This window comes from Burkholderia glumae LMG 2196 = ATCC 33617, from assembly GCF_000960995.1.
Taxonomy (GTDB): Bacteria; Pseudomonadota; Gammaproteobacteria; order Burkholderiales; family Burkholderiaceae; genus Burkholderia; species Burkholderia glumae.
In genome coordinates this window covers 2,349,068-2,363,885 of sequence record NZ_CP009435.1, presented here as the reverse complement: position 1 = coordinate 2,363,885, position 14,818 = coordinate 2,349,068, and the positions used below count along the sequence as shown (strand labels likewise).

At 67.5% G+C, this 14,818-nt stretch carries 16 protein-coding genes, 2 tRNA genes and 2 pseudogenes; 12 read left to right on the top strand and 8 right to left on the bottom strand.

Features of this window, described 5'->3' with window-relative positions; all coding sequences use genetic code 11:
• Window positions 1-179: 179 nt before the first annotated feature.
• Together KS03_RS23225 and KS03_RS31670 are read right to left on the bottom strand one after the other, a co-directional pair.
• Window positions 180-853: pseudogene (locus KS03_RS23225) on the bottom strand (phage late control D family protein); the annotation flags it as partial.
• Between the two features lies 1 nt (window position 854).
• A pseudogene (locus tag KS03_RS31670) lies at window positions 855-983 on the bottom strand (MarR family transcriptional regulator); the annotation flags it as partial.
• Window positions 984-1,303: 320 nt separating this feature from the next.
• On the opposite strand from KS03_RS31670, the gene KS03_RS23220 reads away from it, so the two are divergent.
• Both KS03_RS23220 and KS03_RS23215 read left to right on the top strand, forming a co-directional pair.
• On the top strand, window positions 1,304-1,561 hold the full coding sequence (locus KS03_RS23220; RefSeq protein WP_012735254.1) for a type II toxin-antitoxin system RelE family toxin: 258 nt from the start codon (window positions 1,304-1,306) through the stop codon (window positions 1,559-1,561).
• Window positions 1,558-1,944 (top strand): helix-turn-helix domain-containing protein, encoded by a 387-nt coding sequence (locus KS03_RS23215; protein ID WP_012735253.1) that lies wholly within the window; start codon window positions 1,558-1,560, stop codon window positions 1,942-1,944. The genes KS03_RS23220 and KS03_RS23215 overlap by 4 nt, the downstream gene beginning before the upstream one ends.
• Window positions 1,945-2,233: 289 nt before the next feature.
• Here KS03_RS23215 and KS03_RS23210 read toward each other — a convergent pair whose 3' ends face one another.
• Window positions 2,234-2,821 (bottom strand): hypothetical protein, encoded by a 588-nt coding sequence (locus KS03_RS23210; RefSeq protein WP_012735252.1) that lies wholly within the window; start codon window positions 2,819-2,821, stop codon window positions 2,234-2,236.
• 798 nt (window positions 2,822-3,619) lie between these two features.
• Here KS03_RS23210 and KS03_RS33235 point away from each other — a divergent pair.
• Genes KS03_RS33235 through KS03_RS23200 form a run of 3 tightly spaced genes read left to right on the top strand, consistent with a single transcriptional unit; the run spans window position 3,620 to window position 5,036 of the window.
• Window positions 3,620-3,760 carry a hypothetical protein gene (locus tag KS03_RS33235; RefSeq protein WP_017432733.1) on the top strand — a complete coding sequence of 47 codons (141 nt, stop codon included), beginning with the start codon at window positions 3,620-3,622 and terminating at the stop codon, window positions 3,758-3,760.
• A complete protein-coding gene (locus KS03_RS32915) occupies window positions 3,757-4,098 on the top strand; it encodes a helix-turn-helix transcriptional regulator (RefSeq protein ID WP_012735250.1) in 342 nt (113 codons plus the stop codon). Before KS03_RS33235 ends, KS03_RS32915 begins: the two co-directional genes overlap by 4 nt.
• Window positions 3,999-5,036, top strand: a complete 1,038-nt coding sequence (locus tag KS03_RS23200; protein WP_254225681.1) for a tyrosine-type recombinase/integrase — start codon at window positions 3,999-4,001, stop codon at window positions 5,034-5,036. The genes KS03_RS32915 and KS03_RS23200 overlap by 100 nt, the downstream gene beginning before the upstream one ends.
• Window positions 5,037-5,074: 38 nt before the next feature.
• Here KS03_RS23200 and KS03_RS23195 read toward each other — a convergent pair.
• Window positions 5,075-5,151 (bottom strand) — tRNA-Arg (locus tag KS03_RS23195).
• A 282-nt stretch (window positions 5,152-5,433) separates the two neighbouring features.
• On the bottom strand, window positions 5,434-6,264 hold the full coding sequence (locus tag KS03_RS23190) for an undecaprenyl-diphosphate phosphatase (RefSeq protein WP_012735248.1): 831 nt from the start codon (window positions 6,262-6,264) through the stop codon (window positions 5,434-5,436).
• Between KS03_RS23190 and KS03_RS32190 the strand changes: the two genes are divergently transcribed.
• The 6 genes from KS03_RS32190 to KS03_RS23165 all read left to right on the top strand — a co-directional run bounded on the left by KS03_RS32190 (window position 6,187) and on the right by KS03_RS23165 (window position 12,644).
• A complete protein-coding gene (locus KS03_RS32190) occupies window positions 6,187-6,531 on the top strand; it encodes a hypothetical protein (RefSeq protein ID WP_162486901.1) in 345 nt (114 codons plus the stop codon). The two genes, KS03_RS23190 and KS03_RS32190, sit on opposite strands and share 78 nt — an antisense overlap.
• Window positions 6,532-6,835: 304 nt before the next feature.
• Complete coding sequence (locus KS03_RS23185) at window positions 6,836-7,744, top strand: aldose epimerase family protein (RefSeq protein ID WP_012735247.1); 909 nt, start codon at window positions 6,836-6,838, stop codon at window positions 7,742-7,744.
• 311 nt (window positions 7,745-8,055) lie between these two features.
• Window positions 8,056-8,757, top strand: a complete 702-nt coding sequence (locus tag KS03_RS23180) for a peptidoglycan DD-metalloendopeptidase family protein (protein ID WP_012735246.1) — start codon at window positions 8,056-8,058, stop codon at window positions 8,755-8,757.
• 319 nt (window positions 8,758-9,076) lie between these two features.
• Window positions 9,077-10,699, top strand: coding sequence for an acyl-CoA synthetase (locus KS03_RS23175; protein WP_012735245.1), 1,623 nt, complete (start codon window positions 9,077-9,079; stop codon window positions 10,697-10,699).
• 239 nt (window positions 10,700-10,938) lie between these two features.
• Window positions 10,939-11,274: a DUF2288 domain-containing protein gene (locus KS03_RS23170; RefSeq protein ID WP_012735244.1), complete on the top strand. Its 336-nt coding sequence runs from the start codon at window positions 10,939-10,941 to the stop codon at window positions 11,272-11,274.
• 8 nt (window positions 11,275-11,282) lie between these two features.
• Window positions 11,283-12,644 (top strand): MATE family efflux transporter, encoded by a 1,362-nt coding sequence (locus tag KS03_RS23165; RefSeq protein WP_012735243.1) that lies wholly within the window; start codon window positions 11,283-11,285, stop codon window positions 12,642-12,644.
• A gap of 99 nt (window positions 12,645-12,743) precedes the next feature.
• Here the strand turns inward: KS03_RS23165 and KS03_RS23160 are convergent, their stop codons facing one another.
• The 3 genes from KS03_RS23160 to KS03_RS23150 form a co-directional block, all read right to left on the bottom strand.
• Window positions 12,744-12,932, bottom strand: coding sequence for a hypothetical protein (locus KS03_RS23160; protein WP_012735242.1), 189 nt, complete (start codon window positions 12,930-12,932; stop codon window positions 12,744-12,746).
• Between the two features lie 201 nt (window positions 12,933-13,133).
• On the bottom strand, window positions 13,134-13,952 hold the full coding sequence (locus KS03_RS23155) for a GNAT family N-acetyltransferase (RefSeq protein WP_012735241.1): 819 nt from the start codon (window positions 13,950-13,952) through the stop codon (window positions 13,134-13,136).
• Between the two features lie 151 nt (window positions 13,953-14,103).
• Window positions 14,104-14,562 (bottom strand): SixA phosphatase family protein, encoded by a 459-nt coding sequence (locus KS03_RS23150; protein ID WP_012735240.1) that lies wholly within the window; start codon window positions 14,560-14,562, stop codon window positions 14,104-14,106.
• 112 nt (window positions 14,563-14,674) lie between these two features.
• Between KS03_RS23150 and KS03_RS23145 the strand changes: the two genes are divergently transcribed.
• Window positions 14,675-14,751 (top strand) — tRNA-Pro (locus KS03_RS23145).
• Window positions 14,752-14,818 lie beyond the last annotated feature (67 nt).

Here is a 14,818-nt window from a genome sequence, read left to right as displayed (position 1 = left end):
AGCGCCCCCCGGGAACACCTTCACCAAAATTGCGCCGATACCCGCCGCGACGCTCGTGGTCGGTTCAGCCATAGTTCCCCCGGCACATCGGCGTAATCAGTCCATCCATTGCGCACCTCGAAAAAAGAAAGGCCGCCACGGTTACCGTGAGCGGCCTGTAGATAACAGCGCGCGACGCGTTACTTCGGCGCCGGCACCACCAGGTTGATTTTCTTGACCGGCTTCTTCCGGTGCCTGACCTTCGCTTTCCCCTTGTTCCCTCCGTTCAACGTGACGACCGTGAGCCAGCCGCGCGAGGCATAGGTGTGCTCGACCGATTCGATCAGGAACGCTCCATCCACACCCGCCTTGAAGCCCTGCAGGGCGATGGTCTTTTCCGCAGACAGATCCGCCCGCCCCCGCATCGTCAGCCTGCTCGACGACGTATGCCGATTGAGCGTCGCCAACCTCGAGGTAGCGCCGGCCTTGGCGGCCTCCTGGCTTGAGAACGGATGGCGTTCGGTATGGACCGCCGAAGCGCCCGGCGGCGCATCTGGGTTCGGGATCGTGAGATCGATCTTCTTGCCCGATTTCCGGTCATGCACCTTGGTGCGGACGGCGGCGAAGCTCGCGCGATCAGGAAAATTGATGTCATAGTCGATCAGTGCGTCAGGCGTGAGCGTGGTGACCGGAGCGGTTTGCCGCTCGCGCTGCGCCCTCCTCCGCGTGGCAGCACGATCAGCTTGCCGGCCTTCACCGTCGCCGTCGCACCGTAGAGCCGCGCGACACGCGTGATGAAATGCAGATCGCTCTCGCCGAACTGGTCGATACGCGGCACGATCACATCGACATCGCACGCGGCCGACCAGCGGTTGGCGGATGTACGCGAAGCGGATCTCGTCGATGGTCGCTACGCGGTAATCGAGCTGGACCTTGTCGACGAACCGGGAAACGGCCGACTGGTCGAGATCCAAATGCTCGGCGATCTGCTGCTGAGTCGGCATGAATATGACCCCCTAGGGAGACTCGTCAGTAGAGAAAAATCGCGGGTGCGCGACCCCGCGTGCTGCGATGCCTTGGGGGCCCCCGCCCGCTCGGGACGCGCACTGGGTGGACACCGCGAGACACGAGAGCAGCCATTGCGCTCGATCCAATCGTCATATCGACCCGACCAGTACCATCGACATCGAACACGCCGAACCGCACCCGTCCCCCATAAAGCATGAAGCCCGGAGCGCTCTCGCACTCCGGGCTTCTGGCCGTTTCCGCTCACCCTTCAGCTAACTTTATTTGCAATACGTTAGCTATATGCTAACATTCGATCATGTACTCAGTCGAGTTCACTAAGCAAGCAGCGCAGGCCCTCAAGGCGATGCCCCGCGACGTGGCGATGAGGATCCGCTCGAAGATCGACGCTCTCGCCGTCGATCCTTACGCACCGAATCCGAACGCGAAGAAGCTCACGGGCATCGAAGGCTACCGGCTCCGAGTCGGCGACTGGCGCGTGCTTTATGAAATCGAGGACGACCGCATCGTGATCGTCGTGCTCGCGATCAAGCCCCGTGGAGGTGCCTACAAATGACCAAGGTTCAATTCATCGAGCGAGACGGCCAGCCTGCGTTCGCTGTCGTACCAATCGAAGTTTGGGACCGCGTGAAGCATCTCGTCGAAGACCTTGAGGACGAAGCCCAGTTTGCTCAAGCCAAGGCACAAGACGATGGCGAGCGGATCCCGGCCGCCGTCCTCGATGCAGAACTGGCCGGCGACCATCCCGTGCGTGCCTGGCGGAACCATCGGCGGCTCACGCAAGACGCGCTCGCGACGGCAGCCGGTATCAGCAAGCCGTACCTCAGTCAGATCGAAACACGGCAGCGCGTCGGAACTACAGACGCATTGGTGAAGATCGCTCACGCATTGAACGTGTCCATTGCCGTGCTCATCGAGCCCACGGCCGAGAAGAAATGACACGTATCGATTGCCGTCCCCGCATCGGCTCGATCCGCTAGAGCCCAACACGAAAAAAGCCCCGAGGGCCAACGCACTCAGGGCTTCATATTCATTTCGTAAGGGCGAACGCCCTCCCAACAAATCCCGGCAAGCTTGAAAAATTATTCGTCGCGGCGCTCCCGCGATGCTCTACGCCTGCCGGGCGAGGGTTGCGACACGAGTGTACGGTCGCTCACAAATCGATATCCAGTCACGCAGCAAAGGATAGACGCAGTGTAAGCGATCCACTCTTGATATGGAATGTGCTTCAAGCCCGCAGCTGCTGACGCATTGTGTCGCACACCGACGAGAACGCGTTATCGAGCAGCGCCAGCATGTCATGGAAACGCCATGACCAATTGCGCCGATATTCGACGAGCGGCAGGCCGAGCGCCTGGGCACGCGCAGCATCGTCGATGGGACGTCGGCCCGATCCGCCACACTCAGGGCAAATGCATCGCCCTGCTCGGCGGACGACGCCTTGGCCTTCACAATTCCGGCACCGGTCATTGGTCCATTCGTCGATCAATCGCCGGGCGAAGCGTTCGATGATGTCAGCGTTCGCGCGCTCGACACAATGTACTGCGCGTAGCTCGCGCCGTTCGTCACGCGTCAGGCCCGTGAACTTACCGCGACGAAAGCGCCTCGTCGTTCGCATCATCTGAGCGACGAGCAACGTCGCTCGCCGCAGCATCGCGGGCGTCGCCTGCTGTCCCGCCTTGATGCGAACCAGCAATCGACCCAGCTCGTTCGCAAAGGCCAACGCGCCCAAAGTAACTTTCGGATCGGCAGTCGAATCGCTGAACTGCCCTCGGGCATTCATCGCCACCCCGGCCCGTTCGATGACGTCAATCATTTCATTTCTCCTTGTCGTCCCGCCGTCCCATATCGGTAAGAACAAAAAAATGAGTGTGTGCTCGCGCGACATGCCCCCATGTCGCGCATGTCGCGGGCACGCTATGGTCGACGAAAAGCGCGGCGTCCCATGGGACGTGGGACGGCGGGACAGGTCTGCGGCGCGCCATCTAGCGAGCGTTGGCGCGCCGTCTCCGGTGTTTGATCAAAGCGCTGCATCATCACCTCCGGCGGGCACACCAACACGATCGGCCGCAAAGCGTCGCAATGACGTCTCGGCCGAGCGCGCGTAATACCATCGCCTCGCCCCCGTCGACTCCCGCTTCCGCGCCCAGCCGATCGCCTGCATCGCCTCCCCGATCCGGAATGGACGGCCGAGTTGGCAGCCAAGCATGCAGCCGATCAGGAGGCCGCGTGATGGTTCGCTCGGCCCTTTCCACCCCCTCCCCGCTGCCGCATACCCGGAAAAACGAACGACACCGCGCAGCGATGACACGCGCAAGCGTAGACAGCGCCGCTCACGCGGCGCAAACCTGATCAGGAGGCCGCGTGATGGTTCGCTCGGCCCTTTCTACCCCCTCCCCGCTGCCGCATACCCGGAAAAACGAACGACACCGCGCAGCGATGACACGCGCAAGCGTAGACAGCGCCGCTCACGCGGCGCAAACCTGTCCAGACGAACGAAGCCCCGGCGCTATCGCGCCAGGGCGCGACGGAGCACATCAAGGCGCTGCGCTCCGAGATCCGGTCGCTCGTCGCTGAGATCACGCATGCGGCCAATGTCAGCCAGCTAGATCTGATGGTCGACAAGAGCGGCTGCTACGCCAGGTATAGCGCCGTGCAGGAAGCGCGATCGTGGGCCACCGCTGCCGGCATCACGCTTGAAACCGGCTTGATGCAGATCCAGCACGCGATCGCCGCGTTGGAGAGCAGCAAATGACGGACACCCCCGAAGTGGCCCTGACATTGCAGCAGGTCGCCGACCGCCTGCAGCTCTCCTACAGCACCGTGTTCGCGATGCGCCGCCAGATTGGTTTCCGCATGCCTGGTTCGCGGCTCTGGCGCGTCTGGCCGTCCGATCTTGCCCGTCTTTCCGAAAAGCGCAACAATCCGACCCGGCTGTCGCTGCGAGTCGGTGGAGATGGTGAATGTCAATTCGCAAACATCAAAAATCCGGCATCTGGCACATCGATATCAGCGCGCCAGACGGCACGCGTATTAGACGATCTGCTGAAACCCGCGATCGAAAGGCGGCGCAGGAGTACCACGATCGGCTGAAGTCGGATCTATGGCGGCAGGACAAGCTTGGAGAAAGGGCCGACAGGACTTTCGAGGAGGCGGCTGTGCGGTTCCTGCAGATGTGCGCTGGCCAGCGGGACTATGCCGGCAAGCTGCGTCACGTACTGTACTGGCGCGAGCGCTTCGGTGCCGCGCCCGTGCGGCTGCTCACGGCCGAGCGGATCTTCGACGCACTACCGACGCACAAGCTCGTGAACGGAGCGCCCACGAAGCTGCTGGCGCCCGGCACGCGCAACCGATACATCAACACCATCCGCCGGATGCTGAACCTCTGCCTCGAATGGGAGTGGCTGGACCGGGTGCCGAAGCTGCGCCGGTTCGAGGAGCCGGACATCCGGGTGCGATGGGAAACGCCGGCCGTCATCACGCGAATGATCGGTGCGCTGCGCCTCGACTGGATGCGCGACGCGGCGATCGTCGCCGTGGCGACCGGCATGCGCGAGTCCGAGCTGTTCGGCCTGCGCCTCTCGCAGTTGGATCTCGCGCAGTGCAACGCGTGGATCACGCACGCCGGCGCGAAGTCGAAACGCGCCCGGTCGGTTCCGCTGAACGAGGATGCGATGAGCGTCCTCGAGCGGCGCGCGAGAGCGGCCACGGATCTCATTTTCACGCGCGGCTACACGCGGGACAATGGGCCACCCAAGCTGATTCAGCAGATCGACAAGCGCGACTTCGCGCGGGCGTGCGCCGCGGCCGGCATGGTGGACTTCAACTGGCACGACTTGCGGCACACTTGGGCGTCGTGGCACGTCCAGCACGGCACGCCGCTGATGGTGCTGAAGGAGTTGGGAGGTTGGGAGACGGTGGCGATGGTCCAGAAGTACGCGCATCTGGCGCCTAGCCACCTTGCGCAGCACGCGGCGAACGTCAATTTTCTGTCAAAGTCGCTGAACCAACTGGACGAGGCGACCGAATAGGATTCGGCGCAAAGCCTTATCGCATAAAGACTTCAAGCTGGCCCGCCCTACACGATTCGAACGTGTGACCTACGGCTTAGAAGGCCGTTGCTCTATCCGTCTGAGCTAAGGGCGGTCATGAGACAGGCAGTGCCGCTTGCACTACCCGGAAAGACGAGCGAAGAACGGACGTTCTCGCCGACGCGCCACAGCCGGCCCCGCGCTGGAGCCGCCCGCATGAAGCACGCCATGCGTTCAGACATCGTCGGCCGCAGCGCCCGTCAAGGCAGGCTCGGCCGAAGATTCCAAGCGCGCGATTATACCCGATCGGCACCGCACGGCCAGTACCCGATCGGCCATTCCCGGCCGGCAGGCACGCGCGACGCCACGCGCCGCCCGCCCTTCCCGTGAGGCAGCCTCACACCGGCTGCGGATGAAACGCGAACCATCCCAGGCAGAACAGTCCCGCCAGCACGCAATACACGCCGAACGACGCCAGCCGTCCGCGCCCCTCGAAATAGCGCATCAGGAACCGCACGCTCAGGTACGCCGCAATCGCCGTCAGCACGCCGCCGAGCGCGGCGTCGGCAAGCTGGCCCGGTGCATGCAGCAGCTTCGGCAATTCAAGCACGCCGGCCGCGAAAATGATCGGCGTGCCGAGCAGGAACGAGAACTCGGCGGCCTTCTCGGTGGTGAGCCCGGCCGCATTGCCGGCGATCATCGTCAGGCCGCTGCGCGAGAAGCCCGGAATCAGCGCGCCGATCTGCGCGAGCCCGACGAAAAATGCCTGGCCGAACGTGAGCTTCTCGGGCGCACGATGCTGGCGCGCACGCTGCAGCCGGTCGCCCCACCACAGCAGAACGCCGTTTACCATCAGCGCGGCGGCCACGATCCGCAGGTCATGGAAGACATGCTCGATGCGCTTCTCGAGCACGAGCCCGACGAGACCGGCCGGAATCGTGCCGATGATGAGCGCCCACATCATGTGCGCGTCGTCGTTCGGGCGCCCGGCGAACGAGGCGAAGAAGCCGCGCACGAGTGCGCACCAGCGGGCACGGAAATACCAGAGCAGCGCAAGCGCGGTTCCCAGGTGCAGGGCCACCAGGAACGGCAGCAGTTGCGGTGCGTGTTTGTCGATATGCATGCCGATCAGCGCCGGCACGAGCAGCGTATGACCCAGGCTGCTGACAGGGAAAAGTTCGGTTACGCCTTGCAGGACGCTCAGAAATACCAAAAACCAGAGGCTCACGCGTCGGTCCTTTTGTCGATGATTGAACGGGAAGTGGCCGGATCAGCCCGGCCGGCCGGCGCGAACGGCCGGCCGCGCCCCGATTATGCCACCAGCATCCCATGCGCCAAGCCGCTCGGCGCGATCATCGTAACCGCCAACGCATCACTGCAAAATCGAAATAAAAATCAAAAAAACAAACGGCCCGCGGTCCGAAGACGGCGGGCCAGTCGACACGGCGGCGCCATCCCATGCGCCGCCGCCCGGCATCAGCGGCCGAGCTGGTAGAAAAACAGCAGCGTGCTGCCGGTGAACATGCCGAACAGTGCGATGCCCATGGCCATTGCCAGATCCATGCTCAGACTCCCTCACTCGACTGGAACGTTCAGTGTAACGAAAAGTAACCGATCGATACAATTATCCAGGCTGTTCGGCGCGATGCCACTCCGCGATTTCCCGAGCGGGTTTCCCCTAGGTGCCGGTCGCCCGTCTCGATCCGGCGCGCGCGCCGCGAGACGGCGCCGCGCCGCACAAGCGCGCGGCGATCCGTTATGCTGACGGCCGTTTTCACGATGCCGAGCGAAGGCCCCTCATGCCCATCTTCCAGCAGCAGGACATCATCGAACTCGCCGACGGCGCCTCGCGCCTGCGCATCGCCCCGCAGGCGGGCGGCCGTCTTTTGTCTTGGGACATCGGCGGCGAGCCGATCATCTTCTGGCCCGAGCAGGCCGACTGGAGCGCGCCGGCCAAGGTGCGCGGCGGCAACCCGCTGCTGTTTCCGTTCCTCGGGCGCCATCGCGTGGGCGACACGATCGGCCGCTGGCGCGACGCGGCCGGCGTGGTCCGCGAGCTGCCGATGCACGGCTTTGCGCGCGACCTGCCGTTCGCGGCTCACGTCGACGCGGACGGGCGCGGCATCGACATGACGCTGGAGAGCAGCGAGGCCACGCTCGCCGCCTACCCGTTCGCGTTCCGCTTCGACGCGCGCTACCAGTTCGCCGATGCCCACACGCTCGACGTCGAACTGACCACCCGCAACCTCGGCGACGCGCCGCTGCCCTATTACGCGGGCCACCACTTCTATTTCGCGCTGCCGCACGGCGAGCGCGCGCAGACCACCATCGAGCTGCCGCCGACGCAGCGCCGCCACCAGCAGCCGGACGGCTCGATCGCGGCGCCTGAAGCGGGCGAGTTGCGCTACACGCTCGACGAGGCCCGCATCCACGACCGTTTCCACTGCCTCGAAGGAGTGCCGGCGCAACCGGTGCGCATCACGATGCCGGGGCGCAGGCGCCGCATCGAGATCGACCTGAACCGCCCCGGCTCGATCCCCTGGTACACGGTGACGACCTGGACCGAAAAGCCCGAATCGGACTTCTACTGCGTCGAACCGTGGCTCGGCCTGCCGGACGCGATTCACAACGGCCTGGGCCTGCGCCTGCTCGCGCCCGGCGCCACCGAGACGGCCGCGCTGCGCATCCGCGTGACGGCGCCGGACTGAGCGCGCGGCGCGCCGCCCCCGCAATAGCATTCGCCTCACTGTACCGGCCGCGCCATGCTTGCGCGCCGCCGTCCATCCGAAGCGTGTCGTTTCTGCGCGGCGAAGCGCGGTGCAAGCGCGCCCTCACGGCGTGCGTGACGCGCCACCGCCCCTTCGCGCCCCTCGCGCGGCGCCGCGCCACGCGAGCCTCCGCTTCCGATCGCCACGGTCAAATACCGGGCACCGCGCCGAACCCGGTAAAATCCGTGGTTTTTGCCTTCGCTGCCGTCGACATCGCGGCGGCCCCCTGCGAGGTTTCATTGCGAGGTTCCATGTTGGTCAAGACCACCCGGCGGCTCGTCGTCGCTTCACTCGTCGCCGTGCTGGCCGCGTGCGGCTCCGCGCCGGTCGGCCCCGGCTTCTATCGCGTCGAGCGCGGCGACACGCTGTCGAGGATCGCCCGCGCGAACCACCAATCGGTGTCGAACCTCGCGCGCTGGAACTCGATCGCCAATCCCGACGCGATCGAGGTCGGCCAGGTGCTGCGCGTCGTGCCGCCGGGCGCCTCGGGCAGTGCGCCGATCCGCACGACGGACGGCGCGCCCGCATCAAGCGCCCCGCCCTCGGCCGCCGCCACGGCGGCCACGCCGTCGGTGCGGCCGGCCAGCTCGATTTCGCTGATCTGGCCGGCGGCGGGCACCGTCGTGCGCGGCTTCGACGGCGCCAATTCGAAGGGCATCGACATCGCGAACACGGCCGGCACGCCGGTGGTTGCGGCGGCGGCTGGCACGGTGGTCTACGCGGGCAACGGGCTGCGCGGCTACGGCAACCTGCTGATCATCAAGCATGACGCGGACTACCTGACGGCCTACGCGCACAATCGCGTGCTGCTCGTGAAGGAAGGCCAGGCGGTGACGCAGGGCCAGAAGATCGCGGAAATGGGCGACACCGACAACGATCGCGTCGCGCTGCATTTCGAGCTGCGCTACGGCGGCCGGTCGATCGATCCGTCGCGCTACCTGCCCGCGCGCTGAAACACGCCGGCGGCCACCAGGACGCTGCCGGCTCAACGCTGGCGATGCCGGCCGTCAACCCTGCCGCACACCGGATCGATGCGTGTCGCGAACCCGGCGAGGGCGCCGTTGCCGGCGAGGCTGAGGTTCGCGGCAATCCCAAGCCGGCTCGGCTTCCCGTTTCGAATCCTCGGGAGCGCGACAGTGCGCGCCCCGCCGACGCCTGCCGCGAGACGCGGTGTAGCGGAGCGTTGCACGGCAAGACTGTCATGCGAGCAGCGTGACGATCCGGTGTAATGTCGTCGGAATTCGCGACACGAGACTCTTGCCAGGAGCGCCGATGCTGCCCGAAGCCGACGATTACCCCGCCCTGCTTGCCGCCTTTTCATGGCGGATTCCCGAGCGCTACAACATCGGCGCGGACGTCTGCGACCGCTGGGCCGACGGCAGCGGCCGGCTCGCGCTGATCGACGAGCGCGACGACGGCCGCGTCACGCGCCATACGTTCGATGCGCTGAAGGCGGCCTCGAACCGGCTCGCGAACAGCTTCGCGCGGCTCGGCGTGGTGCGCGGCGAGCGCGTCGGCATCTTCATCGCGCAGGGCGTGCAGACCGCCGTCGCGCATCTGGCCGCCTACAAGGCCGGGGCGATCGCGGTGCCGCTGTTCGCGCTGTTCGGTGCCGAGGCGCTGGAGTTCCGCCTCGCCGACAGCGGCGCCGCCGCGCTCGTCACCGATCGGGCCGGCGCAGCGAAGATCGCGCCGCTGCGCGCGGCGTTGCCGGCGCTGCGCACGGTCTACTGCATCGACGACGACAGCGGCGGCGTGCCCGAGGGCTGCCTGTCGTTCGAGGCGGCGCTGGCCGCCGAATCCGACCGCTACACACCGGTCGACACGCTGGCCGACGACCCGGCCATGATCATCTACACGTCGGGCACCACGGGCAAGCCGAAGGGAGCGCTGCACGCGCACCGCGTGCTGCTCGGCCACCTGCCGGGCGTGGAGATGTCGCAGAACGGTTTTCCCCGCCGCGCGCGCGCGTTCTGGACGCCCGCGGACTGGGCCTGGATCGGCGGCCTGCTGGACGTGCTGCTGCCGGCCTGGCATCACGGCGTGACGGTGGTGGCGCGGCGCTTCGAGAAGTTCGACGGCGAGGCGGCGTTCGCGCTGCTGGCGCGCCACCAGGTCAGCCACGCATTCCTGCCGCCCACCGCGCTGAAGCTGATGCGCGGCGTGGCGCGGCCGCGCGAGCGTCATGCGCTGCGGATCGAATCGGTGGCAAGCGGCGGCGAATCGCTCGGCAGCGAGTTGCTCGAATGGGGCCGCGAGGCGTTCGGCGTGACCATCAACGAGTTCTACGGGCAGACCGAATGCAACGTCGTGCTGGCCTCGTGCAGCGCACTGTTCGCGCCGCGCGCGGGCGCGATCGGCAAGGCCGCGCCGGGCCATTGCGTCATGATCGTCGACGCCGCGGGCACGCCGGTGCCAGCCGGCGTCGAGGGCAACATCGGCATCCGTGCGCCGGACCCGGTGATGTTTCTCGGCTACTGGCGCAACCCGGCCGCCACGCGCGAGAAATTCGCCGGCGACGTCCTGCTGACCGGGGATCGCGGCGTGGCCGACGAGGATGGCTTCATCCGCTTCGTCGGCCGCGACGACGACGTGATCACGAGCGCCGGCTACCGGATCGGCCCCGGCCCGATCGAGGACTGCCTGCTGCGCCACCCGGCCGTGCGCATGGCCGCCGTGGTCGGCGTGCCGGATGCCGTGCGCACCGAGATCGTCAAGGCTTTCGTGGTGGTCCAGCCCGGCGTGGAAGCCGGCGACGCCCTCGTGCGCGAACTGCAGCAGCATGTGCGCACGCGCCTCGCCGCGCACGAATATCCGCGCGCGATCGCGTTCGTCGAGAGCCTGCCGATGACAGCGACCGGCAAGATCATCCGGCGCGCCTTGCGCGACGCGTAGCGCCGCAACACCGGCCTGCCCGGGCGGGCGAGCCGGCGCCCGTGCCGCCCTGCCTGCGGGCCTGGTGCACGCCGGTCGCGCGCCGGTCGAGCACCGGTCATGCGCCGGTCGGGCCGCCAGCGCCGGATCGGCTAGAATCATGCGCTGCGACATACCGCTTGCCATCGTTCGTGCCTCGTCGCGCGCCTCATTCCGGCGGCACGCTGCGAGGGCCGCGCCCTGCCCCCAAACCTCCGCTCATGACTTCATCGAACCCTCCGTCCGCCGGCGCGGCGCCTTCCGCGCTCTACACCCAACTGCTCGGCGAAACCGCGAAGATCGACTGGTGCGATCTCGAACGCTTCTTCGCGCAGGGCAAGCTGCTGTCGGTCGCGCGCGATCTCGATCTGGTCAGCGTCGCGGAGGCGATCGCTGCCGACCGCACCGAGCAGGTCACGCAGTGGCTCGCTGCCGGCCACGTGGCACGCATGCCCACCGAACTCGCGCAGGACTACGCGGCACGCACGCCCGAGCTGTGGGCCGTGGTCGTGTCGCCATGGATCTGCGTGCAGGAGCGCGCACCGGAACGCTCCTAGGCGGCGCGATGTCGTCCTCCTCCGCGTTGTCCACCGGGGCCGCGGCCGGCCACGCCGGCGTCGGCCACCGCAGGGTGCTCGGCCTCGCCGTGCCGATCATGCTCGCGAACCTGACGCAGCCGATTCTCGGCGCCGTCGACACCGCCGTGGCCGGCCATCTCGAGGGCGCGCAGATGCTGGGCGGCGTGGCGCTGGGCAGCCTGTTCTTCGGGTTCGTCTACTGGGGCTTCGGCTTCCTGCGGATGGGCACGACCGGGCTCGTCGCGCAGGCGTATGGCGCCGGCGACCAGGCCGGCATCCGCCTCAACCTGCTGCGCGCGCTCGTGCTGGCCGGCCTGCTCGGCTTCGCCGTGCTCGCGCTGCACGGCCCGCTGATCTCGATCGCGCTGACACTGCTCGGCGGCAGCGAGGCGGTACGCGCCACCGCGCGCGGCTACGTGCTGGCGCGGATCTGGGCCGCGCCGTTCGCGCTGGCCAACTACGCGATCCTCGGCTACCTGCTCGGCGTGCAGCGCGTGCGGCTCGCGCTCGCGCTGCAGGCTTTCATCAACCTCGTAAACATCGTCGCGGTGATGCTGTTCGTCTACCGCTTCGACGGGGGCGTGGCCGGCATCGGCGCGGCCACGGCGGCGGCCGATCTGGCGGGCTTCGGGTTCGGCGTGCTCGCGCTCGCGCGGCGGCGCCAGCGCGGGCTAGGCAGGCCGAGCTGGCGCCAGCTCCTCGATCGGGCCGCGCTCGAGCGGCTGGTCGCGCTCAACCGCGATATCTTCGTGCGCACGCTCTGCCTGCTGTCGGCGTTCGGCTGGTTCGCGCATCTCGGCGCGCGGCAAGGCGATACGATGCTCGCCGCCAATGCGCTGCTGCTCAACTTCCAGACCTTCATGGCCTACGCGCTCGACGGCTTCGCGCATGCGGCCGAGGCGCTGGTCGGCGCGGCCGCCGGCGCACGCGACCGGGCGATGTTCCGCGCCACGCTGCGCGTCACGCTGCAATGGGCCGCCGGCTGCGCGCTCGCGTTCTGCGCCGCCTACGCGCTCGGCGGCGGCTGGATCATCGCGCGGCTCAGCGACCAGCCCGCGATCCGCGCGGCGGCCGGCCACTTCCTGCCGTGGGCGGCCGCGATGCCGCTCGTGTCGGTGTGGGGGTTCCTGCTCGACGGCGTGTTCATCGGCGCCACCCGGACGCGCGCGCTGATGGTAGCGATGGCCGTGTCGCTCGGCGTATTCGTCGCCGCGACCCTGGTACTGACCGGGCCGCTCGGCAATCACGGGCTCTGGCTCGCGATGTCGATCTTCATGATCGCGCGCGGCGTGACGCTGGCGAGCCGGATGCCGGCGCTGTCGCGACAGATCGGCGGCGAAGGGACCTAGCCGCGTGGCGGACGTCGGCGTGGCGGAGCGCGCGGCGACGCCGGTGACGGCCCGAAACCGGGCACCGCCGGCACGCGCGCGAGCCGCCCGCGCGGCCGCTTACTGCGAAGCGGGCAGTGCCGGCGCGGCCGGCTCGCCGAGCATCGACGGCGGCGTCATGTCGGTCGGCACGCCCTGGTAGTCGGCCGGGTCCTCGGGCGGCTTGCCGTGACGGCGCGCCGAGCCCGAATCGCCGACACAGCCGGCAAGCGTTGCCGCGACGAGCGCGGCCAGAACGATACGAAACATCCCTCACCTCGAAAGATCAGCGACGCGGCGCCGGGTGCGCCGCGCGAGCCCGGAGTCTAGCCGAAACCGGCCGCGCACGCCCTCGTCGGGCCGGCGCGTCGTCCGGGCGCACACGCGCCGTAAACGACTGCGGCACGACGATCGTCTCGTCGTGCCGCGTGGTGAGCGCTCTGCTGCCGCCAGCCCGATGGCGCCGCCGGCTCAGCGTGCGAGCGGCTCGCCTAGGAAGTGGCGGGCGTAGCGCGCGTTGATGTCGGACAGGCGGAACAGCGTCAGGAAGTCCGCGCAGTTGAAATCGGGGTCCCAGGCGGGCGCGCCGCAGATCTTCGCGCCGAGACGCAGATAGCCCTTGATCAGCGCCGGCGGCGCAACCTTGGTGCCCGTCTGCAGTTCGTCCACCGGCAGCGCCGTGTGGGGGAACGCATGATACTCGGGCGCCGCCAGCGAGTTGCCGAGCGACTGGTAGAGGTTGGCCGCGTAATGGCCGCCGTCGGCCATCGACACGCTGGCGCAGCCGAGCATCGTCTCGTAGCCGTTCTGCATCATATAGGTGCCGAGGCCGCCCCACAGCGCCATGATCACGGCGCCGCTGCGGTAGTCGCGGTGGACGCAGGAGCGGCCCACTTCGACCATCTTCGAACGCAGGTGCGCGAGGCGCGACAGGTCGAACTCGCCTTCCGCGTACAGGCGGCCGATCCGCGCGGCCTGGTGCGGCGGCAGCACGCGGTAGGTGCCGACCACTTTGAGCGTGTCGAGGTCGCGCACCAGCAGGTGATCGCAGTAGGCATCGAAGGGATCGACGTCAAGCCCGGCGGGGCCGCTCACCGCGGCGCCCATTTCCTCGGCGAATACGCTGTAGCGAAGGCGCTGCGCCTCGCGCAACTCGTCCTCGGTGCGCGCCCACACCGCGCGCAGACGGAACTCGGAGGTGACCGTCTCTGCCGCGCGCGGCAGGCGGCGGCGCGACTGGTCAAGCGGCAGCGAAGCGAATGGGAGCGTAGGCGTCGGCAGATCTCGCATCAGGCTTTCCTGGTCGTAAGGAAGGGAACGACATGGTCGCCAATGTAGTAACCGGCCGTGACGCTTGGATGGCGAATCGGTGTCAATTCGGTGACATGTCGTCCGGCTGACTTTAGCAGAAAGTCGGAAGAAAGATATGATCGCGCCCTTCTCAGACCAGATCCGGCGAAATTGCCGCTCTCAGCACGGCCTGCTCACCGCCTTCGCGGGACCGGCTTTGCAGCCAGATCAGGCTGCCTTTCTTCAGCGACCAACCCTGATCGCTGTTGGCCAGCAGCCGTGCGGCCACCTCGCCCAGCGTCGGCTGATGGCCCACCACCACCACCGTCGGCGCGATGCCGTCGGGCCAGCCCGCGGCGGCGAGCACCTCGACCACGCTGCCGCCCGGCGCGAGTTCGCGCACGGTGCGGTACTGGTCGGTCAACGCCTCGACGGTCTGCACGGTGCGCGCGGCGGGGCTCGCCAGGATCACCGCGCTGCTCTCGAGCCGCAGCCTGAGCCATTTGGCGACCGCCTGCGCATCGCGGCGGCCCCGCGTGGTGAGCTGGCGGGCGAGATCGCTCGCGGCGTAATCCTCGGCTTCGGCATGGCGCCATAGAATCAGATGCATCCGGATAGTCCTCGTTCGACGATGCTCGGAGCGATCATGCTAACGCGTCCTCGGTGACATCTGTACGAGGGATTGACCCGAGTGTGGCGATGGGGCACAATCTCCTGCTTGTCGGAGCGTAGCGCAGCCTGGTAGCGCATCTGATTTGGGATCAGAGGGTCGTAGGTTCGAATCCTATCGCTCCGACCAAGGAAATCAAGGGGTTAGCTGATGCTAACCCCTTTTTCTTTTGGGAACCGGCAGCGTATTGCTACTA